Origin of the sequence: Pseudomonas sp. NFR02, from assembly GCF_900119375.1 — a bacterium.
Taxonomy (GTDB): Bacteria; Pseudomonadota; Gammaproteobacteria; order Pseudomonadales; family Pseudomonadaceae; genus Aquipseudomonas; species Aquipseudomonas paracarnis.
Genome location: NZ_FPJJ01000008.1, coordinates 56,122 through 80,639, shown reverse-complemented (window position 1 = coordinate 80,639; position 24,518 = coordinate 56,122). Strand labels below are relative to the sequence as shown.

Annotated in this window: 29 protein-coding genes; 14 read left to right on the top strand and 15 right to left on the bottom strand. The window is 61.8% G+C overall.

Going from position 1 to position 24,518, the window contains the following annotated elements; genetic code table 11:
* On the bottom strand, positions 1-582 hold the full coding sequence (locus BT199_RS22150; protein WP_083535088.1) for a YjfI family protein: 582 nt from the start codon (positions 580-582) through the stop codon (positions 1-3).
* A gap of 228 nt (positions 583-810) precedes the next feature.
* Positions 811-1,842 carry a PDDEXK nuclease domain-containing protein gene (locus BT199_RS22145; protein WP_072435460.1) on the bottom strand — a complete coding sequence of 344 codons (1,032 nt, stop codon included), beginning with the start codon at positions 1,840-1,842 and terminating at the stop codon, positions 811-813.
* A 174-nt stretch (positions 1,843-2,016) separates the two neighbouring features.
* Between BT199_RS22145 and BT199_RS22140 the strand changes: the two genes are divergently transcribed.
* The 6 genes from BT199_RS22140 (at position 2,017) to BT199_RS22115 (ending at position 8,281) form a co-directional block, all read left to right on the top strand.
* Positions 2,017-2,661 carry an NAD(P)H-dependent oxidoreductase gene (locus tag BT199_RS22140; RefSeq protein WP_072435459.1) on the top strand — a complete coding sequence of 215 codons (645 nt, stop codon included), beginning with the start codon at positions 2,017-2,019 and terminating at the stop codon, positions 2,659-2,661.
* Positions 2,600-2,977: a MerR family transcriptional regulator gene (locus BT199_RS22135; protein ID WP_072435458.1), complete on the top strand. Its 378-nt coding sequence runs from the start codon at positions 2,600-2,602 to the stop codon at positions 2,975-2,977. Before BT199_RS22140 ends, BT199_RS22135 begins: the two co-directional genes overlap by 62 nt.
* A gap of 156 nt (positions 2,978-3,133) precedes the next feature.
* Positions 3,134-3,376, top strand: a complete 243-nt coding sequence (locus BT199_RS22130; protein WP_072435457.1) for an exodeoxyribonuclease VII small subunit — start codon at positions 3,134-3,136, stop codon at positions 3,374-3,376.
* Complete coding sequence (gene ispA, locus BT199_RS22125) at positions 3,373-4,260, top strand: (2E,6E)-farnesyl diphosphate synthase (protein ID WP_072435456.1); 888 nt, start codon at positions 3,373-3,375, stop codon at positions 4,258-4,260. Before BT199_RS22130 ends, ispA begins: the two co-directional genes overlap by 4 nt.
* Before the next feature lie 110 nt (positions 4,261-4,370).
* The gene (gene dxs, locus BT199_RS22120) at positions 4,371-6,269 is read left to right on the top strand and encodes a 1-deoxy-D-xylulose-5-phosphate synthase (RefSeq protein ID WP_014720120.1); all 1,899 of its coding nucleotides are present in this window, start codon (positions 4,371-4,373) and stop codon (positions 6,267-6,269) included.
* Between the two features lie 137 nt (positions 6,270-6,406).
* A complete protein-coding gene (locus BT199_RS22115; RefSeq protein WP_072435455.1) occupies positions 6,407-8,281 on the top strand; it encodes a TonB-dependent receptor domain-containing protein in 1,875 nt (624 codons plus the stop codon).
* Positions 8,282-8,367: 86 nt separating this feature from the next.
* Here the strand turns inward: BT199_RS22115 and BT199_RS22110 are convergent, their stop codons facing one another.
* The 11 genes from BT199_RS22110 to nrdR all read right to left on the bottom strand — a co-directional run bounded on the left by BT199_RS22110 (position 8,368) and on the right by nrdR (position 16,543).
* On the bottom strand, positions 8,368-9,153 hold the full coding sequence (locus BT199_RS22110) for a cobalamin-binding protein (RefSeq protein WP_072435454.1): 786 nt from the start codon (positions 9,151-9,153) through the stop codon (positions 8,368-8,370).
* On the bottom strand, positions 9,150-9,569 hold the full coding sequence (locus BT199_RS22105) for a hypothetical protein (protein ID WP_014720123.1): 420 nt from the start codon (positions 9,567-9,569) through the stop codon (positions 9,150-9,152). Before BT199_RS22105 ends, BT199_RS22110 begins: the two co-directional genes overlap by 4 nt.
* Positions 9,566-10,183: a GTP cyclohydrolase II gene (gene ribA / locus BT199_RS22100; protein ID WP_005791841.1), complete on the bottom strand. Its 618-nt coding sequence runs from the start codon at positions 10,181-10,183 to the stop codon at positions 9,566-9,568. Before ribA ends, BT199_RS22105 begins: the two co-directional genes overlap by 4 nt.
* 129 nt (positions 10,184-10,312) lie before the next feature.
* Complete coding sequence (locus BT199_RS22095; RefSeq protein WP_014720124.1) at positions 10,313-11,035, bottom strand: substrate-binding periplasmic protein; 723 nt, start codon at positions 11,033-11,035, stop codon at positions 10,313-10,315.
* Positions 11,036-11,089: 54 nt separating this feature from the next.
* Positions 11,090-12,055, bottom strand: coding sequence for a thiamine-phosphate kinase (gene thiL / locus BT199_RS22090; RefSeq protein ID WP_032904140.1), 966 nt, complete (start codon positions 12,053-12,055; stop codon positions 11,090-11,092).
* 18 nt (positions 12,056-12,073) lie between these two features.
* Entirely contained in the window at positions 12,074-12,574 is a 501-nt protein-coding gene (nusB, locus tag BT199_RS22085; RefSeq protein ID WP_014720126.1) for a transcription antitermination factor NusB, read from the bottom strand.
* On the bottom strand, positions 12,571-13,047 hold the full coding sequence (gene ribE / locus BT199_RS22080; protein ID WP_003194576.1) for a 6,7-dimethyl-8-ribityllumazine synthase: 477 nt from the start codon (positions 13,045-13,047) through the stop codon (positions 12,571-12,573). The genes nusB and ribE overlap by 4 nt, the downstream gene beginning before the upstream one ends.
* Positions 13,048-13,135: 88 nt before the next feature.
* Positions 13,136-14,227 carry a bifunctional 3,4-dihydroxy-2-butanone-4-phosphate synthase/GTP cyclohydrolase II gene (gene ribBA, locus BT199_RS22075; RefSeq protein WP_003194579.1) on the bottom strand — a complete coding sequence of 364 codons (1,092 nt, stop codon included), beginning with the start codon at positions 14,225-14,227 and terminating at the stop codon, positions 13,136-13,138.
* Between the two features lie 15 nt (positions 14,228-14,242).
* Positions 14,243-14,905, bottom strand: coding sequence for a riboflavin synthase (locus BT199_RS22070; protein ID WP_014720128.1), 663 nt, complete (start codon positions 14,903-14,905; stop codon positions 14,243-14,245).
* 49 nt (positions 14,906-14,954) lie between these two features.
* Positions 14,955-16,082, bottom strand: a complete 1,128-nt coding sequence (gene ribD, locus BT199_RS22065; protein WP_019818853.1) for a bifunctional diaminohydroxyphosphoribosylaminopyrimidine deaminase/5-amino-6-(5-phosphoribosylamino)uracil reductase RibD — start codon at positions 16,080-16,082, stop codon at positions 14,955-14,957.
* Positions 16,079-16,543 (bottom strand): transcriptional regulator NrdR, encoded by a 465-nt coding sequence (gene nrdR, locus BT199_RS22060; protein WP_019818855.1) that lies wholly within the window; start codon positions 16,541-16,543, stop codon positions 16,079-16,081. Before nrdR ends, ribD begins: the two co-directional genes overlap by 4 nt.
* Positions 16,544-16,682: 139 nt before the next feature.
* On the opposite strand from nrdR, the gene BT199_RS22055 reads away from it, so the two are divergent.
* The 3 genes from BT199_RS22055 (at position 16,683) to trxA (ending at position 18,789) form a co-directional block, all read left to right on the top strand.
* Positions 16,683-17,138, top strand: coding sequence for a YbaY family lipoprotein (locus BT199_RS22055; RefSeq protein WP_003194586.1), 456 nt, complete (start codon positions 16,683-16,685; stop codon positions 17,136-17,138).
* Positions 17,135-17,791, top strand: coding sequence for a class I SAM-dependent methyltransferase (locus BT199_RS22050; protein WP_019818857.1), 657 nt, complete (start codon positions 17,135-17,137; stop codon positions 17,789-17,791). The genes BT199_RS22055 and BT199_RS22050 overlap by 4 nt, the downstream gene beginning before the upstream one ends.
* Before the next feature lie 125 nt (positions 17,792-17,916).
* Positions 17,917-18,789 carry a thioredoxin gene (gene trxA / locus BT199_RS22045; protein WP_069868792.1) on the top strand — a complete coding sequence of 291 codons (873 nt, stop codon included), beginning with the start codon at positions 17,917-17,919 and terminating at the stop codon, positions 18,787-18,789.
* Here the strand turns inward: trxA and BT199_RS22040 are convergent.
* Positions 18,786-19,127: a hypothetical protein gene (locus BT199_RS22040; protein ID WP_003194591.1), complete on the bottom strand. Its 342-nt coding sequence runs from the start codon at positions 19,125-19,127 to the stop codon at positions 18,786-18,788. The two genes, trxA and BT199_RS22040, sit on opposite strands and share 4 nt — an antisense overlap.
* A gap of 129 nt (positions 19,128-19,256) precedes the next feature.
* Here BT199_RS22040 and BT199_RS22035 point away from each other — a divergent pair, with 129 nt between their 5' ends.
* The 5 genes from BT199_RS22035 to BT199_RS22015 all read left to right on the top strand — a co-directional run bounded on the left by BT199_RS22035 (position 19,257) and on the right by BT199_RS22015 (position 23,367).
* Positions 19,257-19,862 carry a DUF2796 domain-containing protein gene (locus BT199_RS22035; protein ID WP_072435453.1) on the top strand — a complete coding sequence of 202 codons (606 nt, stop codon included), beginning with the start codon at positions 19,257-19,259 and terminating at the stop codon, positions 19,860-19,862.
* Positions 19,863-20,010: 148 nt separating this feature from the next.
* On the top strand, positions 20,011-20,721 hold the full coding sequence (locus BT199_RS22030; RefSeq protein ID WP_014720133.1) for an ABC transporter ATP-binding protein: 711 nt from the start codon (positions 20,011-20,013) through the stop codon (positions 20,719-20,721).
* 1 nt (position 20,722) lies between these two features.
* On the top strand, positions 20,723-21,988 hold the full coding sequence (locus tag BT199_RS22025) for an ABC transporter permease (protein WP_072435452.1): 1,266 nt from the start codon (positions 20,723-20,725) through the stop codon (positions 21,986-21,988).
* Positions 21,989-21,999: 11 nt separating this feature from the next.
* The gene (locus BT199_RS22020; RefSeq protein WP_019818863.1) at positions 22,000-22,521 is read left to right on the top strand and encodes a DUF3299 domain-containing protein; all 522 of its coding nucleotides are present in this window, start codon (positions 22,000-22,002) and stop codon (positions 22,519-22,521) included.
* A gap of 147 nt (positions 22,522-22,668) precedes the next feature.
* Positions 22,669-23,367 (top strand): OmpW/AlkL family protein, encoded by a 699-nt coding sequence (locus BT199_RS22015; RefSeq protein WP_014720136.1) that lies wholly within the window; start codon positions 22,669-22,671, stop codon positions 23,365-23,367.
* A 164-nt stretch (positions 23,368-23,531) separates the two neighbouring features.
* Here the strand turns inward: BT199_RS22015 and BT199_RS22010 are convergent, their stop codons facing one another.
* Positions 23,532-24,416 carry a sugar nucleotide-binding protein gene (locus tag BT199_RS22010; protein WP_072435451.1) on the bottom strand — a complete coding sequence of 295 codons (885 nt, stop codon included), beginning with the start codon at positions 24,414-24,416 and terminating at the stop codon, positions 23,532-23,534.
* Positions 24,417-24,518 lie beyond the last annotated feature (102 nt).

Sequence of the window (24,518 nt, the reverse complement as noted above, 5' to 3'; positions counted from 1 at the left end):
TTAAATGAAGAAACGTTCGAAGGCTTCGCTGGCGCGCTGCACGTTATCAACCAGGGTTTTCACCTCGGTCACGATGTTGGTCAGGCTGGAGTCGGAGCTGAGCGCACCGAACATGTTGTAAACCACCTGCCCGTTCGGCATGGACTCGATACCGATCGACGACAACGGGAACATCTCCCGGCTGCGCAGCACGGCGTCATTGAAGGCCGGCACGTCGTTGATGGACTCGGCGTCGACCAGGACGGTATCCACGATGATTTGCTCGCCCACCACCGCGATGTAAATCGGCAAGCCACCAAAGTCGTTCATCTCCAGCTTGATGCTGGACTCGGAGCCTTGGACGAGAGAAAGCGTAATGTCATGGGACGTCACGTCATCCAGCGCCTGAAGAGCACTGAAGAGGCGATCGATATTCCAGTTAGTACCTGCGCTCATGAAATTCTCCGACATGAATGAGCCAGCCAGGATCGGTTGGCGTAGCTGTTTCTCCATTTGCTTGAGCAGGCTTCGGTTTTCGGGAAGCACCCAAGTCTCGTGTTTCACATAACCGGCCGCCGCCAGCCCCGCACGCATCTGCTTCATGTAAAAGCTCGACGGCTTTTTTGCGGACGGCTTCAAGCGCTCTCCCTTGAGGCTTGTTGAATCGGTATCGGGCCCAGTTGATGGGCTCGATGGAGAGCTGCTGTTCATGGTACTGACCTCGCTGTGAAAAACTCACGCGTGAGAAAATCTACAGGCAATCCGCAAGGTACTCAATAGCTCACGCGTGAGATTTTTCCTTACATTTTTCAGCCACCGAAAAGACCCAGCCTACCCCGCCAACTCTCGCTCGATTTGCTCGATGCTAGGCAAGCTCGATTGCAGTTCGGCTGGCAAAGACTCCATCAGTTGATATTGCGCCACACCAATAGGCCGGTTGTTATCGCGCAGTGCGTATTCAGCCACCACTTCATTTTTACCCTTGCACAACAAGAGGCCGATAGTCGGGCCATCCTGTGGGTGCTTTATCTCGGCATCCACCGCCGCAAGATAGAAGCTCAATTTGCCCAGATGCTCGGGCTTGAACTTGCCTGCCTTGAGTTCGATCACCACATAGCAACGCAGCTTCAGGTGATAGAACAACAGGTCAATGAAGAACTCATCGCCGCCTATATTCAGCAGCACTTGCCGGCCAACGAAGGCAAAACCTGCGCCCAACTCCAACAAGAAGTCAGTGACATGCTTGATCAGGGCGTTTTCGATTTCGCGCTCTTGTGCATTCTGGCCCAGACTGAGGAAATCAAAGCGGTACGGGTCTTTGAGGGATTCGCGCGCCAGGTCGGATTGCGCTTTGGGCAGATGGCTTTCGAAGTTGCTGACGGCCTTGCCACTGCGCTCCAGCAGGCGATTTTCAATGTGCATCACCAGTGTGTTGCGCGACCAGTTATGTTTTAAGGCCTGGATGATGTACCAACGACGAGTTTCGGGGCCGGGAAGCTTATCGAGCAGCACCACGTTGTGGCCCCAAGGCAATTGTGCAGCAGCCTGTTGCACAAATTCCGAATCCGGCCACGCCTCGGCAAAAGCACGCATGTATTTCAGATTGCGCGGCGAAAAACCCTTGATGTCAGGAAAGGCCGCCCGCAGATCTTGCGCAAGGCGGTCGATCACTTTGCTACCCCAACCTTGAGCGTGCTGACGCGTCAAAATATCGTGACCGAGCTGCCAGTAGAACAGCACCAGCTCACGATTAACGGCAATTGATGCGCGCTGTTGCGCCTGATGGATGCGGCCCTTGAGGTCTGTCAGCCAATCGCCGTAGCCCTCAGGAGGCGCGATCAACCCGATAGAAGTTTCGCTCATGCCTTTTTTACTCTGGTGTTTTCGGCAGGCTAGCCAGCCGACAGTACCGTCACAAGCATTCGAGAACAGTTCAGGAAGGGTCCCGCGTACCTCACAGAAAGGTCCTGCTGGCACTTGACTCTCCCCTATACGGCACCCCCTACGCTGAATGCCCTTTTCTCAGAACTTATCACCATGAGTCAGCGCATTCTGGTCATTCTCGGCCACCCGTCCGCCGATAGCTTTTGTTCCGCCCTCGCGCACACTTATATCCACGCTGCTAAAACGGCCGGTCACGAAGTCCGCGTCCTGCGCCTGGGTGATCTCAGGTTCGACCCCATCCTTCATCATGCTTACACCCAGGTTCAAGCGCTGGAACCTGACTTGCTCAGCGCCCAAGCCGACATCCTTTGGGCCGAGCATCTGGCCTGGGTTTTCCCTGTCTGGTGGGGCGGTATCCCGGCACTGATGAAGGGCTTTATCGACCGCGCTTTCCTCCCCGGCTTTGCCTTCAAGTACCGCGCAGGCAAGGCATTCCCAGACAAGCTGCTAAAGGGCCGAACCGCGCACTTGTTAGTGACCCTCGACACGCCGCTGTGGTATTACCGCTGGGTTTATCGCATGCCGGCCATCCACCAAATGCGGCGCACCATGCTGGCGCTGTGCGGCATCGCGACGAGCAAGACGCTGCTGTTGGGGCCGGTGCTGGGCTCTTCGCTGACGCAGCGGGCCAAGTGGCTGAAACAGGCCGGCGCACTATTTGAAAAAGGGAGTTTTCATGTACATCGGCAAAGCCGCGCAGTTGTCCGGCACGACCATCAAGGCGATTCGTCACTATGAGGCAATCGGGCTGATGCCAGCGCCTGCGCGTCGGGGCGGTTATCGCGTTTATACCGAGCAGAGTGTCGAGCGGCTGCTGTTTATAAAGTGCGCGCAACAGCTGGGGTTCAAGCTCAAGGAATTACAGGAGATTTTGCAGGGGTACGAGGGTGATGCGCTTCCCTGGGACAAGGCTGACCAAGCCATCGCCAATAAGAAGCAAGCGTTAGCCATGCAAATTGTGGCATTGCAGAATATGCATCAGGGTTTATTGGTCTTCGAGGCCCAATTGAAAGCGGTGCAGGGGGAGTGCTGGGTCGCCACGAAGGCAAGCTGAGACTCGGTGAGCCGAATAAGGTCGCTAATCGGCTCATGGGGTGAGCCGAATAAACCCATCAATCGGCTCACATCACCGTGTGTGCGCCACTCATTTGCCCCAATCCCCCATGTCTGCTAGTGTCGCGCCGGTTTACCGTCTACCGGAATTGCCGCCATGGCCCGCAAAAAAGTTGCACTCGATTTCGAACAATCCCTCGCCGACCTGCAAGCCCTGGTCGAGCGTCTGGAGAACGGCGAGTTGTCGCTGGAAGACTCGTTGACAGCGTTTGAGCAAGGCATCGGCCTGACCCGCGACTGTCAGAGCGCGTTGGCGCAGGCGGAGCAGAAGGTCCAGGTGTTGCTGGAGCGTGACGGGGAGTTGGCCGAAGAGCCTTTCGATGCGGAACGGCCGGAATGATCAGCGCATACCAAGCCAGTAGCCAAGCCCGGGTGAATGCCGCGCTGGAGCCCCTGTTTGTTGCGCCAAGCCCGGAAATGACGCGCCTCTATGAAGCCATGCGCTACAGCGTGATGAATGGCGGCAAGCGGGTGCGCCCGTTGCTGGCCTATGCCGCCTGCGAAGCTCTCGGGGCGCCGGCAGCCGAGGCGAATGGTGCGGCCTGTGCGGTCGAGTTGATCCACGCCTATTCCCTGGTGCATGACGACTTGCCGGCAATGGACGACGATGATTTGCGTCGCGGCCAGCCCACCACCCACAAAGCCTTCGATGAGGCCTATGCAATTCTGGCCGGAGATGGCTTGCAGAGCCTGGCGTTCAGCGCATTGCTGGACCCGACGCTAAGCAGCGTCAACGCCGAGATCCGCTTGCGCATGGTCACCGCCCTGGCCCATGCAGCGGGCCCGGCTGGAATGGTCGGCGGGCAGGCCATCGACATGGGCTCGGTCAGCCTCAAGCTCGATCAAAAAACCCTCGAACACATGCATCGCCACAAGACCGGTGCGCTGATTGAGGCCGCCGTGCAACTGGGCGCCCTGGCCAGTGGCCGTGCCGACGCCGAGCAATTAGCGGCGCTGCAGACCTATTCTCGCGCTGTCGGCCTGGCCTTCCAGGTACAGGACGATATCCTCGACGTGGAAAGCGACACCGCCACCCTCGGTAAACGCCAGGGCGCCGATATCGCACGTGACAAGCCGACTTATCCTGCCTTGCTGGGGCTGCAAGCCGCCAAGGCCTATGCCATCGAGCTGCGTGACCAGGCTCTGGATGCCCTGCGACCTTTCGACGCGGCGGCCGAGCCACTGCGTGACCTGGCGCGGTATATCGTCGAACGTCGCCACTGACAGCCGCGGCCATTTGCGCCGCATATCGGCCAAGTTCGGCCCTCTGCGTGGGCAGTTTGCACGGCTTGAGGTAAACTGCCGCCTCTTCTATACCTATAACGATTCGCCTGATGCCCACGACGTTTCAAGAGATTCCCCGCAAACGCCCGTCTACGCCCCTGCTCGACCGTGCTGCCACGCCGGACGGCCTGCGTCGACTGGGTGAAGCCGAGCTGGAAACCCTGGCCGATGAGCTGCGCCTGGAATTGCTCTACACGGTCGGCCAGACCGGTGGGCATTTTGGCGCCGGGCTGGGCGTGATCGAGCTGACCATCGCCTTGCATTACGTGTTCGACACCCCGGACGACCGGCTGGTGTGGGACGTGGGCCACCAGGCGTATCCGCATAAAATCCTCACCGGCCGTCGCGAGCGCATGGCCAGCCTGCGCCAGAAGGACGGCCTGGCCGCCTTCCCACGCCGTGCCGAGAGCGAGTACGACACCTTTGGCGTCGGCCACTCCAGCACGTCCATCAGTGCAGCACTGGGCATGGCGATTGCCGCCCGCCTGCAAGGCAGTGAGCGCAAGGCCATTGCGGTGATTGGTGATGGCGCGCTGACCGCCGGCATGGCCTTCGAAGCGCTGAACCATGCGCCGGAAGTGGACGCCAACATGTTGGTGATCCTAAACGACAACGACATGTCGATTTCGCGCAACGTGGGTGGCCTGTCCAATTATCTGGCGAAGATCCTCTCCAGCCGTACCTACGCCAGCATGCGCGAAGGCAGCAAGAAAGTGCTGTCGCGTCTGCCTGGCGCATGGGAAATTGCGCGCCGCACCGAAGAGTATGCCAAGGGCATGCTGGTACCCGGCACCCTGTTCGAAGAGCTGGGCTGGAACTACATCGGCCCTATCGACGGCCACGACCTGCCGACCCTGATCGCGACGTTGCGCAACATGCGCGACCTCAAGGGCCCGCAGTTCCTGCATATCGTCACCAAGAAAGGCAAAGGTTTCGCTCCGGCGGAAGTCGACCCGATTGGTTACCACGCGATCACTAAGCTCGAACCCCTGGACGCTCCCGCCGCCGCGCCGAAAAAGGCCAGCGGGCCGAAGTATTCCGGGGTGTTTGGCGAATGGCTATGCGACATGGCCGCCGCCGACCCGCGTCTGGTGGGTGTTACCCCGGCGATGAAGGAAGGCTCCGACCTGGTGGCGTTCAGCGAGCGTTTCCCGCTGCGTTACTTCGACGTGGCGATTGCCGAGCAACACGCCGTGACCTTCGCGGCCGGCATGGCCTGCGAAGGCGCCAAGCCGGTGGTGGCGATCTACTCCACCTTCCTGCAACGCGGTTATGACCAATTGGTTCACGATGTGGCGGTGCAGAACCTCGACGTGCTGTTCGCCATCGACCGTGCCGGCCTGGTGGGCGAAGACGGCCCGACCCATGCGGGCAGTTTCGACCTGTCGTACCTGCGCTGCATCCCCGGCATGCTGGTGATGACCCCGAGCGACGAGAACGAACTGCGCAAGATGCTCAGCACCGGCCACCTGTACAACGGCCCGGCCGCTGTGCGGTACCCGCGCGGCACCGGCCCGAACGCCGTGATCGAAAAAGACCTGGAGCCGATCGAAATCGGTAAAGGCATCGTGCGTCGCCAAGGCAGCAAAACTGCGTTCCTGGTGTTTGGCGTACAACTGGCCGAAGCCTTGAAAGTCGCCGAGAAGATCGACGCCACCGTGGTCGACATGCGGTTCGTCAAGCCACTGGATGAAGCGTTGGTACGCGAAATTGCCGCCAGCCATGAGCTGCTGGTGACCGTCGAAGAGAACGCCATCATGGGCGGCGCCGGTGCGGCGGTCAGTGAGTTCCTGGCGCGGGAGAACATCCTCAAGTCGGTGCTGCACCTGGGCTTGCCAGATGTATACGTCGAACACGCCAAGCCGGCGCAGATGCTGGCTGAATGCGGGCTGGATGAGGCGGGTATCGAGGCGTCCGTGCGCGAGCGCCTGGCGCTACTGAATCTGTAATCAGCCCCAACTGTGGGAGCTGGCTTGCCTGCGATGACGGCGGCACATTCGCTAACAATGTGTCAGATACACCGCTATCGCAGGCAAGCCAGCTCCCACAGTGGTTTTGCATGACCTTCGAATGCTATGGACAGCCCATGAAACGCCTGTGCCTTGCCCTGCTGCTGCTACCCTGCGCTGACCTGCTCGCCGACACCCGCGACCAGGCCCTGAAGCTCTCCGACGTGGTCATCAGCGCCAACCGCCAAGTCCAGGCGCGTAATGACAGCAGCGCCGCCAACACCGTCTTCACCCGCGCCGACATCGACCGCCTGCAACCCACCAGCGTCACCGACCTGCTCAGCCGCGTGCCGGGCGTGCAAGTTGCGCCAACCGGTGGGCGTGGCAGTTTGCCGGGGATTTTCATTCGCGGCACCAAGTCGGCGCAGAGCCTGGTGCTGGTGGACGGCCAACGCATCGCCAACACCACCTCCGGCGACAGCGGCTTGCAATATCTCAACGTCGATCAGATTGAACGGGTGGAAGTGCTGCGCGGTTCACGTTCGGTCATTTACGGCAGCGATGCGATTGGCGGGGTGATTCAGGTGTTCACCCGGCGCAATGCCGAGCAAGGCTTGCAGCCGCGCCTGAAACTTGGCTTTGGCAGCAACCAGACCTGGGAGCGCAGCTTGGGCCTGTCGGGCGGCGATGAACACACGCGCTTCAACCTGGGCGCGAGCCTGGATGAAACCGCCGGCATCAACGCGAGCCACGCGTCGTTCCCCAGTGACGGCGACCATGATGCCTACCGCAACCAGTCCGTCAGCCTGAATCTCAGCCACTCGTTCAGTGATGAGCTGGAGGTGGGCTTCAATCTGCTGGATAACCGTGGCAAGTCGCAGTACGACAACAGTTATGGCCGCTACGACGGCGCCACCGGGCAGAGCCTCGGCCAGAAACCCTACACCGACTACACCGTGAGCAGCGCCAGCGGCTATGTCGATGCCAAGCTCAATGACAGCTGGCAGTCGCGCCTGGAGCTGGGCCACAGTGAAAACCGCGACACCAAGCGCGATACCCTCAGCGATGATTACAGCGCATTCAACACCTACCGCGACTCGGTCAATTGGCAGAACGACCTGATCCTGGATGAGCAAAACAGCCTGATCGTCGGTGGCGACTGGTATGAAGACCGTTTCCACGGTTCCACCACCTTTACCGAGAACAGCCGCTGGAACCGGGCGGCCTTCGTGCAGCACCGCTTCCAAAGCCAATGGTTTTCCACCGAGCTGGGCCTGCGCCGTGACCAGAACCAGCAGTTCGGCGGCCAGAACAGTTGGAGCGGCACCCTGACCTTGCCGGTCAACCCCGACAATGACTTGCTCTTGAGCTACAGCGAAGGCTTTCGTGCGCCAACCTTCAACGACCTCTATTACCCCGACACGCAGTACAGCAACCCCAACCTGCAGCCCGAGACATCAAAGAGCTACGAGCTGCAATGGCGCAGCCAACTGACCGACAGCACACGCCTGGAAGCCTCGCTGTATCGCACCGACCTGAGCGACGCGATCATCCTTGACGCCGGCAAGCCGCAAAACGTGGCGTCGGCGCGGATCAACGGCTTTGAAGCGGCGCTCAAGCAAGAACTGTTTGGCTGGCAGGGCAACCTGGGCCTGTCGCTTATCGACCCGCGTGACCGTGACAGCGGCCACACCCTGGCACGTCGCGCACGGCGAACGGTGAACCTGGATCTGGACCGGCAATTTGATCAACTCGGTCTCGGCGCCAGCTGGCAAGCGATCAGCAGCAGCTACGACGATGAAGCCAACCGCAACCGTCTGGGCGGTTATGCCTTGTTGGGGCTGCGCAGTAGTTGGGCGTTGAACCGGGAGGTGTCGTTGTCGCTGAAGGTGGATAACGCGCTGGACAAGTCTTATGCACGGGCGAAGTACAGCTACCTCGGGGAAAACCAGAATTATCGTGAAGAAGGTCGGGTGTGGATGTTCGGGGTGACGTGGACACCTGAGCTCTAAGTAGCCTGATCCGGCGTCATCGCAGGCAAGCCAGCTCCCACAGGAGCATTTCAATTGTGGGAGCTGGCTTGCCTGCGATAGCGTTGTCACAGGTTCGGCGCAATCACCTGGCACAACCGCCCCACCGCCTCCAACATCTGCCCGCTGGGCCGCTCCAGGCCTTTGTCCGGCACTAACCGCACCCGAGCAGCCATCGCCGGCCATGCCGTCCAGGCCTCCCTCTGAGCCTGATCCCCCACCAGGATCACCTCGGGATCACGCGCCAGCACCGATTCGATATTCACCTGCGGTGCCGGCAACTTCAGGTCATCGAACACATTGCGCGCCCCGCACACGCTGAGGGCATCGCTGATGATCTGCCCACCGCCCACGGTGTACAGCGGCTGGTTCCACACTTGGTAGAACACTCGCAGCGGCTCGGCCCGCTGGTAGCGCTGGCGCAACTCGGCCAAGCGCTGGCGCAATTGTACCGCGCGCTGGTGCCCGGCCTCGGCGCGGCCCAATTGCTCGGCAATGGCCTGCACCTGCGCGGTCAGTTGTTCAAGGCTGTGGGGTTCGGCGACGTACACCGGGATATTCAATCGTTGGAGCTGCTCGCGCTGGGCCGGGCCGACGCTGCCAGGCCAGAGCAGGATCAGGTCGGGCTTGAGGCTGAGCAGGCGCTCCATGTCCAACTGGCCGTAGTGCCCGACCGAGGTCACCTTCGCCAACGCCGCCGGGCGGTCACCACCATCAAGCATGCCGACCAGCAAGTCCTCGGCACCCAGTTCAAGCACGATTTCAGACAGTGACGGCGCCAGACTGACAACCCGCTCGACCGGCCAGCCCTGGGCACTGAATACCAGCAGCAGCGCCAGCCAATAGCGCTTCATCCCAACTGACGCGGTATGCGATAGAGATAGAACAACACCAGCGTCGACAGCGCCAACAGAAACAGCGGCACTGCCTCCAGGCCGACGAACACCGCCAGCGCGCCAATCCAGGCCGGTAACGCTGCAACCAGCAACGCCGTGCGTCGACGCGCCGCCAGGGTGATCCAGGCTGCCGGCTCTTGAGCAGTATCAAGGGCTTTGGAGGTGGCGATCAGCGCGTGTTTGTAGGCGTGAAAATAACGCAGGCTGAGAAACATCGAGGCCACGCCGGCGATGAAGAATGGCATGGCCAAGACGGGCAACAAGGATTCAGCCCGGCCAAACAGCAGGTTGATCACGAACAACGGCAGCAATGCCAGGGCCAGGTACTGCCACCAGTTGAAGGACAGTCGCCGTTTCACCTGGCCACGGGTCACGCGCGGTCGACCTCGCCCTGGTGCTCGTTGCCCATCATGTGATCGAGCTTGCTGGCTTTGGTGGCCAGGTAGAGCTTGTTGTGCGGGTTGTGCCCAGTGTGTAGCGGCACGCGCTCGGCCACGGTGATGCCCATCTCGGTCAAGGCTTTGACCTTGCGGGGGTTGTTGGTCATCAGGCGCAGGGATTTGACCCCCAGGTGCTCGAGCATCGGCAGGCAGATGGCGTAGTCGCGCTGGTCGGCAGCAAAGCCCAGGCGCTCGTTGGCCTCGACGGTGTCGGCGCCGCCGTCTTGCAGTTCGTAGGCGCGGATCTTGTTCAACAGGCCAATGCCGCGGCCTTCCTGACGCAAGTACAGCAACACGCCACGGCCTTCACGGGCGATGGCTTGCAGTGCAGCCTCCAGTTGCGAGCCGCAGTCACAGCGCTGGCTGAACAGCGCATCGCCGGTCAGGCACTCGGAATGCACACGCCCCAGCACCGGCGCGCCATCCGTGATGTCGCCGAGGCTGAGCACAACGTGCTCGCGCCCGGTGGCTTCTTCAAGAAAGCCGTTCATGGTGAACGTGGCAAAAGGGGTAGGCAGCTTGGAAGCGGCGACGAAAACGACGGGCACCGTGTGCTCCTGATTTCAGATTTCACAGAGGCGGGCATTGTAACAGCACGTTCCTACAGACGCTTAAGCTGAATTATCGCTGATAAAGATCAATAGGTTCGATTGGCCTTTGAGTCAGTTCTATGGGCGTCAGAACGGATACGGCTGTTTCCAGCGTTCGAAAATCGCTTTCAGCTCACCGGTCTGGATCAGGATGCCCAAACGCTGGTCATACATGGCCATCAGTGCCCTGCCGCGCGCGGTGTCGGCAAAGCCTACGTAGAGCGGCAGTTCAGCAATATGGGTGAGTTTGAACAGCGCCGGGTCTTGCGCCTGGCTGAGCACGTATTTGGCTTCGGTGAGGGCGTCGATATAAAAATCAGCACGGCCGTGTTGCAGCATTGGCAGAATGCCGCTGCGCCGCTCGATCTGGTTGAAGCGGCGCACGGTGGGCAGGTATTCCTCGTATTTATAGCCGCGCACCCAGGCCAGGCGATAGTTGCCCAAGGTCGCCAGGGTCGGTGTCGGCGCAGTGGCCAACCCGAGGGCGTAGACATGATCGGCGTCGAAGTTCCTGCGGGGGTACAACACACCGCTGGCCTCATCGCGATAGGTGCCGACACAACCATCCACCTCACCACGCTGGGCCAGACCGACCGAGCGGGTATAGGGTACGCTGCGGATGTGCACGGTGATGCCAGCCGGTTCAAAGACTTGGCGCAACAGGTCCCAGGCCAGGCCGCTACCATCTTTGTTGGTGTAGTCGTTCCACTCCTCACTGGCCAGCACGATTTTGCCGGGCATGGGAGTGTCCGCCTGGGCCAGGGAAGCGAAGGTACACAGCACGATCAGCAGCCAGCGGCATGCAGCCATAGTCACGGCCTCTTACTTGGGATAATCGTATAAAGGGTAGCGCAGACCGCCGGCTTAGGGCGTCTGGCGAAAATGCTGGTAGCCGCGCACAGCCGGGGTGATGTCCTGGCCGTGGACGTCGAGCAGCGTTACGCCCTGCCCCGCTTCGACCCGGCCGACCACATGCACCGGCCAGCCATCCGCCTGCAACGGCGCTAACTCGGACGGTGGCAAGGTGAACGCCAGCACATAGTCGTCGCCCCCACTCAACGCCGCCACGTGAGCCTGGTCTTCACCAACAAACGCCAGCAAGGCCTCGGACAACGGCAACCGGTGGCGCTCAACCACCAGGCGCACCGCTGACGCCTTGGCGATATGCCCACAGTCGGCCAACAGCCCATCGGAGATATCCATCGCCGCTGTCGCCTTGCCCCGCAGCGCAAGCCCCAGGGCCAACTGCGGTTGCGGCGACCAGTAATGCGCCAGCAGCGGCTCGGCGATTGCTGCGTCAGCCGTGCGTTGCCCCAATACCAGCGGCAACGCGCCAGCGGCATTGCCTAACTCGCCGCCGACACACAGCAGGTCGCCCGGCTGTGCACCGCTGCGCGTCAAGGCCTGGCCAGCCGGCACGCGGCCGAACACGGTCAGGGTCAGGCTCAGCGGCCCACGGGTGGTATCGCCGCCCACCAGGCCCACGCCGCAGTTTTGCGCCATGGCATTCAAACCTTGGGCATAGCGTTGCAGCCAATCGGCTTCGACGCTCGGCGTGGTCAGGGCAAGGGTAAAGGCGAGGGGGTGGGCGCCCATGGCGGCCAGGTCGCTCACCGCCACGGCCAGCGAGCGCTGGCCGAGCAGGAACGGGTCACAGGGGTCGGCAAAATGCACGCCAGCCACCAGCGTATCGGTGGAGACTGCCAGTTGCTCCCCGGCGGGAAGCGCCAGCAAGGCGCAGTCGTCGCCGATCCCCAGGGCAATGCCTTCGCCACCTTGCGCACAGGGCGCGGCGGCGAAGTATGTGCGGATCAGCTCAAACTCACCCATTGAGGAATCAAGCGCAGATTAGCGCTTGTGTTCCTTCACTTCGGCTTCACGCAGGCGCGGGGCCAGCTTGTCGAGCACGCCGTTGACGAACTTGTGGCCGTCGGTCGAACCGTAGACTTTCGCCAGCTCGATGCCTTCGTTGATCACGACGCGGTACGGCACGTCAACGCGCTTGAGCAACTCCCAGGTAGACAGGCGCATCACGCACAGCTCAACCGGGTCGAGCTCTTCGATGGTCAGGTCCAGGCATGGCGCCAGGGCTGTGTCGATCTCGGTCAGGTTGGCGTGCACGCCGTGCAGGATGTCGTGGAAGTAGCTCTGGTCGGCGAAGGTGAAATCGTTATCGACGCGAAACTGTGCCTCGATTTCGTTCAGCGAAGCGCCCGCCAGGTGACGCTGGTACAGCGCCTGGGTCGCGAGTTGACGCGCCTTGCGGCGCTTCTCGCTCTTGGACGGTTTGCCGGCATCGGCAGGACGCGGGTCCTGAGGGTTGAACTGATCGCTTTCGTCGGAAATCACTTGGCCTCCAACTGCGACAGCAGGCTGACCATTTCCAGGGCGGACAAGGCAGCTTCAGCGCCTTTGTTACCGGCTTTGGTGCCGGAACGCTCGATGGCTTGCTCGATGGAATCAACGGTCAGTACGCCGAAAGCGACTGGCACGCCGAATTCCATGGACACCTGGGCCAGGCCCTTGGTGCATTCGCCGGCCACGTATTCGAAGTGCGGGGTGCCGCCACGAATGACCGCGCCCAGGGCGATGATCGCCGCGTATTCACCCTGCTGAGCAACTTTTTGCGCAACCAGTGGAATTTCGAAGGCGCCAGGCGCGCGGATAAGGGTGATATCGCTCTCGCTCACACCGTGGCGAACCAGGGCGTCAACCGCACCGCTTACCAGGCTCTCAACCACGAAGCTGTTGAAGCGGCCAACCACCAGGGCATAGCGGCCTTTGGGGGCGATGAAGGTACCTTCGATGGTCTTCAGGGTCATTCGACAAATCTCTTAAAGAGCCGGGACGCGAAAAGTGCGTCCCTCAGTGATGATTTAACCGCGAACAAGGGGCAAAAATCGCCGGCCTTTATTCGGAGGGCACGTATTCTACAACTTCCAGGTCGAATCCGGATATCGCATTAAATTTCATCGGTGCGCTCATCAGGCGCATTTTGCGCACACCCAGGTCGCGCAGGATCTGCGAACCGGCACCGACGATGCTGTAGGTGGTCGGTTTTTTCACCGGCACGGCGTCAGCGGTTTCGCGGATATGCGCCAGCAATACATCACCGTCCAGCGGGTGGCCGAGCAACAGCACCACACCGCTGCCAGCCTCGGAAACCGCAGCCATGGCGGCGCGCAGGCTCCAGCGACCGGGCTGCTTGACCATCAACAGGTCACGCAGTGGGTCCATGTTATGTACGCGTACCAGGGTCGGTTCTTCGGCGCAAATGTTGCCCAGGGTCAGGGCCATGTGCACGTCGCCTTCCACTGAATCACGGTAGGTCACCAAATTGAATTGGCCCAGTTCGCTGTCCAGGGGCTGCTCGGCAATCCGCTGAACGGTACGTTCGTGGATCATGCGGTAGTGAATCAGGTCGGCGATGGTGCCGATCTTGAGGTTGTGCTCGGCGGCAAAGGCTTCGAGTTCAGTACGACGGGCCATGGTGCCATCGTCGTTCATCACTTCGCAGATCACCCCGCTTGGCTCGAAACCGGCCATGCGCGCCAGGTCGCAGGCGGCTTCGGTGTGGCCGGCACGGGCCAGGGTACCGCCCGGTTGGGCCATCAGCGGGAAGATGTGGCCGGGGCTCACGATATCTTCGGCCTTGGCGTCTTTCGCGGCGGCGGCTTGCACGGTGCGGGCGCGGTCAGCGGCGGAAATGCCGGTGGTGACGCCCGTGGTGGCTTCAATGGATACGGTGAACTTGGTGCCGAAACCCGAGCCATTGCGCGGCGCCATCAACGGCAGCTTGAGCAATTCGCAGCGTTCGCGGCTCATGGGCATGCAGATCAGCCCACGGGCGTGCTTGGCCATGAAGTTGATGTGCTCGGGCTTGCACGCTTCGGCGGCCATGATGATATCGCCTTCGTTCTCGCGATCTTCGTCATCCATGAGGATGACCATCTTGCCTTGGCGGATGTCTTCAACCAGTTCTTCGATGCTATTGAGCGCCACGCGGCACCCCCTTGGTCAGGATTTCAGGTAGCCGTTAGCGGCCAGAAAACTTTCGGTGATGTTGCCTGATGCAGGCTCTGCGGCCTTTTCGCCCAGCAACAGGCGCTCCAGGTAACGGGCAAGCAAGTCCACTTCCAGGTTCACCCGGCGACCCGGCTGGTACGAGGCCATGATGGTTTCGCTGAGGGTGTGGGGAATGATGGTCAGTTCAAATTCGGCGCCATTCACGGCGTTCACGGTCAGGCTGGTGCCGTCGACGGTGATCGAGCCTTTGTGGGCGATGTACTTGGCCAGCTCTTTGGGCGCGCGGATGCGGAATTCCACCGCGCGGGCGTTTTCGCTGCGGGCCACCACTTCGCCGACGCCGTCGACGTGGCCGCTGACCAGGTGACCGCCCAGGCGCGTGGTGGGCGTCAGGGCTTTTTCCAGGTTGACCGGGCTGCCGGCCGCAAGATCGTTCATCGCGGTGCAGTCCAGGGTTTCCCGGCTGACATCGGCAGCAAAGCCGTTGCCCGGCAGCTCGATGACGGTCAGGCATACGCCGCTGACGGCGATGCTGTCGCCCAGCTTGACGTCGCCGAGGTCCAGCTTGCCGGTTTCAACCAGCAGGCGGACATCCCCGCCTTTGGGGGTCATTGCACGGATGCTGCCGATGGATTCGATAATGCCGGTGAACATTTCGTTCTCCTGAAAACGAGGGGGCTGACGCTCAAGCGCAGGCCGGGAATTATACGCTCACTGCTGGGACGGGGATGGCAGTGACTCGCCAGTCGTCGCCCACAGCGCGCATTTCGGTGATCTTGAGTTGGGGAGCATCGGCCAACTTATCAAGCGGCCAGTCCAGCAACGGGCGGGCAGCGGAGCCGAGGAACTTGCCGGCGATGAATATCACGTATTCATCCACCAGGCCTTGTTGGGCAAACGCGCCGGCCAGGCTTGGGCCGGCTTCCACCAACACATCGTTGACGCCACGGGCAGCCAGGGCGACCAATGCCGAGCGCAGGTCAACCTGGCCCTCCACACCTGGAACCACAAGGCACTCAGGGCCGCGGGGGAACTGGTTTTCCGGAGTCACGCAGGTGATGACCAATGCCGGGCCGGCCTTGAAGAACGGTGCGTTGAGCGGCACCCGCAGGCGGCCATCGATCAGCACGCGCAACGGCGGGCGCGACATGGCCAGGGCGGTGGTTGCGTCGTCCAGGCCCAGTTCGGCGGCGCGTACGGTCAAGCGGGCACCGTCGGCCAGTACCGTGTCGGCACCGGTCAACACCACACTGGCCTCGGCACGCAAGCGTTGCACCGCAGCACGGGCGGCGGGGCCGGTGATCCATTGGCTTTCGCCGCTGGCCATCGCCGTGCGGCCGTCCAGGCTCATCGCCAGCTTGACCCGCACAAACGGCAGACCGTGCTCCATGCGCTTGAGAAAGCCGGGGTTAAGCGCCCGCGCTTCGGTTTCCAGCACACCGCTACGCACCTCGATACCGGCCTGGGCCAGGCGTTGCATGCCTCGGCCAGCCACTTCGGGGTTCGGGTCCTGCATGCCGGCCACCACCCGCGCGACGCCGGCGGTCACCAGCGCATCGGCACAGGGCGGCGTACGGCCATGATGGCTGCACGGTTCAAGGGTCACGTACACCGTCGCGCCACGGGCCTTGTCGCCAGCGGCGCGCAGGGCGTTGGGCTCGGCATGGGGCTCGCCGGTGCGCTCATGCCAGCCTTCGCCGACAATCTGCCCGTCACGCACGATCACGCAGCCAACCCGCGGGTTGGGGTGGGTGGTGTACAGGCCCTTGCGCGCCAATTCGAGGGCACGGGCCATGTAGTGGGCGTCGAGCACAGCCTGTTCAGATGTCATTGTTTGGAGGGCTCACGGGCCAGGCGGTCGATCTCTTCGCGGAATTCATTGAGGTCCTGGAAGCGTCGATACACCGAAGCGAAACGGATATAGGCGACTTCGTCGAGCTTTTGCAGCTCGCCCATCACCAGCTCACCGACCACCAGGCTCTTGACCTCGCGCTCGCCGGTCGCTCGCAGCTTGTGCTTGATATGCACCAGCGCCGCTTCCAGGCGCTCGACACTCACCGGGCGTTTTTCCAGGGCGCGCTGCATACCGGCGCGCAGTTTTTCTTCGTCGAAAGGCTGGCGGCTGCCGTCGGACTTGATCAGACGCGGCAACACCAGTTCGGCGGTTTCGAAGGTGGTGAAACGTTCACCACAGGCCAGGCATTCGCGCCGGCGACGCACTTGGTCGCCCTCGGCGACCAGACGCGAGTCGATGACCTTGGTGTCGTTGGCACCGCAGAAGGGACAGTGCATGGTTGGCAGGCAACAAAAAATGGGAGGGCCATGGTAGCGCATCCCTGTGGCAAGACAAGCCATAGCCTTTACGGTATATAGGCAGGCTTATATGTTTCATATTTTTAAGCCACGGATTTTGTCCTTTCTGGAGCCGTACATGCAGTTACGACCACTCGTTCTACTCAGCCTGTTCAGTTTTCTGGTCGCCTGCAGCAGCGAAGCCCCCAAGCCGGCCGCGCCTCAACCAACACCGGCGCAAGAGAAAAAAGTCCCGGGCATTGAAGACCTCGGCCCCCTGCCCGCCTATCAGCGCGAAATCAGCGGCAGCCTGACCAACGTGCCCGCCGGTGCCGAAGTCGAGATGGCGCTCTTGGTGATCGACGACCGTTCGCGCCCGCAGCAACTGCTCGCCAGCAGCGTACTGAGCGGCAACGGCAAGCCCTTGGCCTTCCGCCTGCGCTTCAACCCTGAAGCCTTCCCGGCCGGTGCCCGCGTGGAATTGCGCGGCCGCGCCAGCCAGTCCGGCCAGCTGATCCTGCATCTGCCTGCCGTGCGCGTCACCCAGGCGATCACCCAGAGCACCGGCCCCCTGCAACTCGTCAAGGCGCCATGACGCCACCGCTGGGCCTGCAACACGCCTTGAGCGCGTTGATTGGCGATGCGCAATTGGTGCCCTGCCCGTTGCCGGGTACCGCGTTGTCGTTGTGGTTGCTGGACGCCGACAACATGGACCGTGCCTTCAGCCAGGAAGAAACCCGGCGTATCCTGCATGAGCCGCCCTACTGGAGTTTTTGCTGGGCCAGCGGCATGGCGTTGGCGCGTTACCTGGCAGCGCATCCTGAGTGGGTCGCCGGCAAACGCGTGCTGGATTTCGGCGCAGGTTCGGGCGTAGCCGGGATCGCCGCCGTCAAGGCTGGCGCCCTGGAGGTGGTGGCCTGCGACCTGGACCCACTGGCCTTGGCCGCTTGCCGTGCGAATGCCGAACTCAACCAGGTGGCGCTGAGTTATTCGGCAGACTTTTTTGCCGAAGCCGACCGCTTCGACCTGATTCTGGTGGCCGACGTGCTCTATGACCGCGCCAACCTGCCGTTGCTGGATCAGTTCCTCACCCGTGGCCGCGAAGCGCTGGTGGCGGATTCGCGGGTACGGGATTTCCAGCATCCGGATTACCAGCGGCTGGAGATCCTCGAGGCCTTGACCCTGCCAGACCTGGCCGAGCCGTGGGAGTTTCGCAAGGTGAGCCTGTACCATTCGCGGCGTGCTTGAGGCCATCGCGGGCAAGCCGGCTCCCACAGGGGAATGCATTTCAAGGTGGGAGCTACCACGATGCTTTCAGCCAACCTCGCCAGCCCTTATAGTTGCCCCCATTCCCGCTTTATTCGAGACGCCCCATGAGTGAGCCCACGCCGTACATCTTCGACGTCACCACCGCCAACTTCGATCAGGCCGTTATCCAGAACTCCTTCGAAAAGCCCGTATTGGTCGATTTCTGGGCCGAGTGGTGCGCACCCTGCAAAGCACTGATGCCAATGCTGGCGAAGATTGCCGAGAGTTATCAGGGTGAGTTGCTGCTCGCCAAGATCGACTGCGAAGCCGAACAGGACATCGTGGCGCGTTTTGGCATTCAAAGCCTGCCGACGGTGGTGCTGTTCAAGGATGGCCAACCGGTGGACGGCTTTGCCGGCGCACAGCCGGAGTCGGCCGTGCGGGCGATGCTGGAGCCCCATGTGCAAATGCCACCGCCGGCTGCGGCGGACCCGTTGGAGCAGGCTCAGGCGCTGTTCAGCGAAGGGCGCATCAGCGAGGCCGAAGCGTTGCTGGTGCAATTGTTGGGCGAGGACAATACCAACGCCGCCGCCCTGATCCTGTATGCACGCTGCCTGGCCGAGCGCGGTGAGCTGGGTGAAGCCCAGGCCGTGCTCGACGCGGTCAAGAGCGACGACCACAAGGCTGCCCTGGCCGGGGCCAAGGCGCAAATCACCTTCCTGCGCCAGGCGGCGGATTTGCCGGACGCTGCCGAGCTGAAAAGCCGCCTGGCGCAAAACCCGCAGGATGACGAAGCGGCCTATCAGTTGGCGGTCCAGCAACTGGCGCGCCAGCAATACGACGCGGCGCTGGAAGGTTTGCTCAAGTTGTTTATCCGCAATCGCAGCTACAGCGAAGGCCTGCCCCACAAGACCTTGCTGCAAGTGTTCGAATTGCTGGGCAATGATCACCCGCTGGTCACGGTGTACCGCCGCAAGTTGTTTGCCGCGTTGTATTAATCACCGATCCAACTGTACAGCGGCGTATCCCCGCCGCTGCTCACCTTCACCTTGGCGCTGTGGCGCAGGCGCACCAGCAGGCGCTTGCCCGCCCCGGCATCGCCAGCCAAGCCTTCGAGTTGATCGAGCAATTCCAGACCATTGAGTTGTCCGGCCTTGCGCAGCAAATCCTGGGCGTTCTGCCACAGGTCCTCGTTCTGTTTGACCGGAGCCGCAGTGGGCGCGCTGGGCGTTGGGGTGGCCTGCAGTTGGGCACCCAATCGCGCCCAATCGCCGTCGTCCAGCTCCAGGGTCAAGTCCACCGGCAGGTCGCCGATGGTTCCACGAATTCGCAACATCGTCCTTACTCCTGCATTTTTCTGACGGGCATGCTCCCATGCAGCTTGCGCAACACCAAGCGGACGGTCAAACTCTCGGATCAATTGTTATAAGATCACATAACAAAACTTTCATCCTGGAGCCCTCTCATGCGCCGTTTGCTGCTTGCTTTGCCGTTTGCCCTGCTGCCACTGGCTGTCGCTCATGCCCATGAAGACCATGACCATGACCACGAGCACGGCAGCCTCGGCGCCCATGAACATGGCGTCGGGCGCCTGAATGCCGTACTGGACGGCCAGGCCCTGGAGCTGGAACTGGACAGCCCGGCCATGAACCTGGTGGGTTTCGAACATGTAGCGACCAGCGCCGCCGACAAAGCCAAGGTCGCCGCCGTGCGCAAGCAACTGGAAAATCCATCGGCACTGTTCAACCTGCCCAAGGCCGCAGGTTGCGTGGTCAGCAGCCAGGAACTCAACAGCCCGTTGTTCGGTGACAAACCAGAAGCCGAGCATGACGACGATGACCACGCCACCGACGGCAAAGGCGCCGCCGCCCACAAGCATGATCACGACCACAGTGAAATCCACGCCCATTACCAGTTCACCTGCGCCACGCCGACGGCCCTGGGCAACCTGGACTTGAGCCAAGTGTTCAAGACCTTCCCCGCCACCCAGAAAATTCAGGTACAACTGATCGGCCCGAGCGGTCAGCAAGGTGTTGACGCGACGGCCACCGCCGCCACCCTGAAGTTCTGACTTGAAAGCACAGTCCCTGTGGGAGCTGGCTTGCCTGCGATACAGGCGATGCGGTGCAGCAGGCACACCGTAGCGATGCCATCGCAGGCAAGCCAGCTCCCACAGTGGATCGGCGCCATTTTCGACTACCAGGCGACACTGAATTCCCATGACTCAAGCGTTAATCGAACTGTCCGACCTGGGCTTCAACTGGCCCGGGCACCCGCGGTTGCTGGACATCCCCGCGTTCCGCCTGGAACCCGGGGAAACCCTGTTCCTCAAGGGCCCGAGCGGCAGTGGCAAGACCACTTTGCTCGGGCTGTTGGGAGGCGTGCAGAAACCCAGCCAAGGCAGCATCCGCCTGCTCGGCCAGGAGTTGACCGAACTCTCGGCCGGCGCTCGTGACCGTTTCCGTGTGGACCACACTGGTTATATCTTCCAGCAGTTCAACTTGCTGCCGTTTCTGTCAGTACGCGAAAACGTCGAGCTGCCTTGCCACTTTTCCAAGCTGCGCGCGCAACGGGCCAAACAGCGCCACGGCAGTGTCGACCAGGCCGCCGCGGCCTTGCTAGCGCACCTGGGTTTGAAGGACCCGAGCCTGCTGGAACGCCGCGCCGATTCGCTGTCCATTGGCCAGCAACAACGGGTGGCCGCTGCCCGAGCGCTGATCGGCCAGCCAGAACTGGTGATTGCCGACGAACCCACCTCGGCCCTGGACTACGACGCCCGCGAAGCCTTCCTGCAGTTGCTGTTCGCAGAATGCCGCGAAGCGGGCGCCAGCCTGTTGTTTGTCAGCCATGACCAGAGCCTGGCGCCGCTGTTCGACCGCAACCTGTCGCTGGCCGAACTCAATCGCGCCGCCATGCCCGCAGAGGTTTGAGATGTATCTGTTCCGTCTAGCCATGGCCAGTCTGGCTAACCGCCGCTTCACCGCGATCCTCACTGCGTTTGCCATCGCGCTTTCCGTCTGCTTGCTGCTCGCGGTGGAGCGTGTGCGCGTCGAGGCGCGCAACAGTTTCGCCAGCACCATCAGCGGTACCGACCTGATCGTCGGTGCCCGCTCCGGCTCGGTCAACCTGCTGCTGTACTCGGTGTTCCGCATCGGCAACGCTACCAACAACATCCGTTGGGACAGCTACGAGCACTTCGCCGCCAGCCCTCAAGTGAAATGGGCGATTCCCATTTCCCTCGGCGACTCCCATCGCGGCTACCGGGTGATGGGCACCAACGAATCCTATTTCGAGCACTACCAGTACGGGCGAAAGCAAAACCTCGCGCTGGCCAACGGCCGCGCCTTCGCCACCGACCCATTCGAAGTGGTGCTCGGCGCCGAAGTGGCCGACGCCCTGCATTACAAACTCGGTGACAAGCTGGTGCTGGCCCACGGCGTGGCGGTGGTCAGCCTGGTCAAGCATGACGACAAACCGTTCACAGTGGTCGGCATTCTCAAGCGCACCGGCACGCCGGTGGACCGCACGCTGCATATCAGCCTCGGCGGCATGGAAGCGATCCATATCGACTGGCACAACGGCGTGCAGGCCCAGGGCAAAGGCCGCATCAGTGCCGACCAGGCGCGCAATATGGACCTGACGCCGCAAGCCATTACCGCGTTCATGCTCGGCCTGAACAACAAGATTTCCACCTTTGCCTTGCAAAGAGAGATCAATGAATTCCGTGGCGAGCCAATGCTGGCGATCCTGCCAGGCGTGGCGTTGCAAGAGCTGTGGAGCATGATGGGCACCGCCGAAAAAGCCTTGTTCGTGATTTCGCTGTTTGTGGTGCTGACCGGTTTGATCGGCATGCTCACGGCGATCCTCACCAGCCTTAACGAGCGTCGCCGCGAGATGGCGATCCTGCGGTCGGTGGGTGCGCGGCCTTGGCACATCGCAACGCTGCTGATCTTCGAAGCCTTCGCCCTGGCCTTGTCTGGCGTGTTGGCGGGCCTGGGGTTGCTGTACCTGTGCATAGCCGCATCACGGGGTTATTTGCAGGCCAACTACGGCCTGGACCTGCCGATGTCGTGGCCGAGCGAATATGAATGGACGTTGCTCGCCGGTATCCTGGCAGCCGCCCTGTTGATGGGCAGCGTGCCCGCGTGGCGCGCCTATCGACAATCTTTGGCCGATGGCCTGTCCATCCGTTTATGAGGAAGGCTTCGATGCGTCGTGCCCTGTTTGCCCTGTTGCTGCTGACGGCCGTTCCGGTGTGGGCGGATGAACAGCCCAAGGATTTGTCCTGGCAGGAGATGATCCCGCCGGATGCGCCGCCGGAAGTGCCCAATATGAAGCCGCTGCACGACCTGTCGAACATGGCCAATGCCTTGTCCGTCGAGGCCGCGCCCGCAGCCAAGCAGGACCTGCCCAACGCGCCGGTGGTGCAGAGCCTGGACGGCCAGCACATTCGCTTGCCGGGGTATATCGTGCCGCTGGAAGTCAGCGAAGAAGGCCGCACCACGGAGTTTCTGCTGGTGCCGTATTTCGGCGCCTGTATCCATGTGCCGCCACCGCCGTCGAACCAGATCGTGCATGTGAAAAGCGAGGTGGGGGTGAAGCTCGATGAGCTGTATCAACCGTACTGGATCGAAGGCGCGATGCAGGTCAAGCCATCGTCCAGCGAATTGGCCGATGCCGGTTACCAGATGGATGCCCAGAAGATTTATATGTACGAGCTGGAGGAATAACCCCCACCAGCAACACACTGAAGCTCCCACAGGTTTTGATCAGTGCCGAAAGTGACTGATCACCCTTTCATTGAGCTGAGTCAAAAGACCGAACGGAACGATCTTTACCATTGGACGTACAACTTTTAAACGTCCTTTGGAGCTCCCATGAACAAGTCTCTGCTCGGCGCGTCCCTCTTCGCGCTCGCCCTCGTCGCCCCCGTCGCCCACGCTCACCAGGCGGGCGATATTCTGGTTCGCGCCGGTGCAATTACCGTGAACCCGAAGGCCGACAGCAGCAGCGTCAAGGTTGACCAGGGCCCATTGGCCGGTACCAACCTGGGCGGCAAGGCGACCATGAGCAGCGACACCCAATTGGGCTTGAACTTCGCCTACATGATCACCGACCACGTCGGCATCGAATTGCTTGCGGCCACGCCGTTCGAGCATGACGTGAAGATCAAGAACACCGCCCTCGGCGCCGCCAACGGCAAGCTCGGCACGCTGAAACACCTGCCGCCGACCTTGAGCGTCGTGTACTACCCGCTGGACCACAAGTCCGCGTTCCAGCCGTATGTGGGCGCCGGTATCAACTACACCTGGATCTACGACGAGCACGTGGGCAGCCGCGCCGAACAGGCCGGCTTCAGCAACTTCAAGGCCGAGAACTCCTGGGGTTGGGCTGCACAGATCGGCGCCGACTACATGATCAACGACAAGTGGATGATCAACGCCCAGGCGCGCTACATCGACATCAGCACCAAGGCGACTGTGGATAACAACGCGCTGGGCCAGGGCACTCGGGCCAAGGTCAATGTGGATGTAGACCCGATGGTTTACATGGTGGGTATCGGCTACAAGTTCTAAGTCCCGTTTACGCCACACCGCATAACCCAAGTGGGAGGGGGCTTATGTGGGAGCCGGGCTTGCCCGCGATGCAGACACCACGGTGTATCAGTGATACCCAGGTGATGCTATCGCAGGCAAGCCAGCTCCCACATAAGTCCCCTCCCACTTTTGGTTTTGGGGTGTCAGCTATGGCGGTAGAAGCGATCCAGAAGCGCCGGCAAGCCTGCCCGCCATGCCCTGGGCTTGATGCCGAAGGTATGCAGGATTTTCTTGCAGGCCAACACCGCGTGCTGCGGTTCTTCTGCCGCGTCCGGCCGCGCCGCGTGGGCCTGGGCGGTGGGGGACTCGATGGCCAACGGATGGAAGTTGCGCGCTTCAGTCAGAATCGCCTGCCCCAGCGCCAGCGGGGTAGTCGCCTCGTGGCCGGCGTAATGGTAAGTGCCCCACAGCGGCGCGGCGCAATCGAGTTGCTTGAGCACCGAGATGATCACCCGCGCCGCATCGTCCACCGGCGTCGGATTGCCGCGCCGGTCGTCCGCCATCAGTAACTCATCGGGTTTCTCGGCCCGGGCCAGGAAACGCCCGAGGGTGCCGTCGACGCTGTCATCGAGCAGCCAGCCAAACCGCAGCAGCACATGCTGCGGGCACGTAGCGCGCACGCTTTGTTCGATACGCCACAACGCCTGGCCGCGCAGGCCCAGGGGCACCGGCTCGTCTTTCTCGCTGTAGGCCGTGGCGCGGGAGCCATCGAACACACGATAGCTGGACGGTTGCAGCAGGGTGATGCTGTGGTGCTGGCACAGTTCGGCCAGGCGCTCGATGGCGAATTCCTGGCCGGCCAGGCGGGTTTCGCTTACGGCTTCGGCCTGGAACCAGTCGAAATAGTAGGCGAGGTTGATCAACGCATCGGGACGGGTGTCGTCGAGCAATTGGGTGAGGCTTGCGGCATCCCAGCCGTCTTGGGGCGGTTTGGGGGCGAGGAAACCGATGTCTTCCTCCGCACCGAGGCGAATCAGCGCCTGCCCGAGGGCATTCCCGCCGCCCAGTAACATAAGGCGCATTCGCATAGATTGAGCAGGCCCGGTCTGTTTGGAACGATGGTTATTATCGACAGGCGTATGCGCCTTGCCGTAGGTAGTTGCCAGAATCGTTGCATTTTGCGGGTTTGT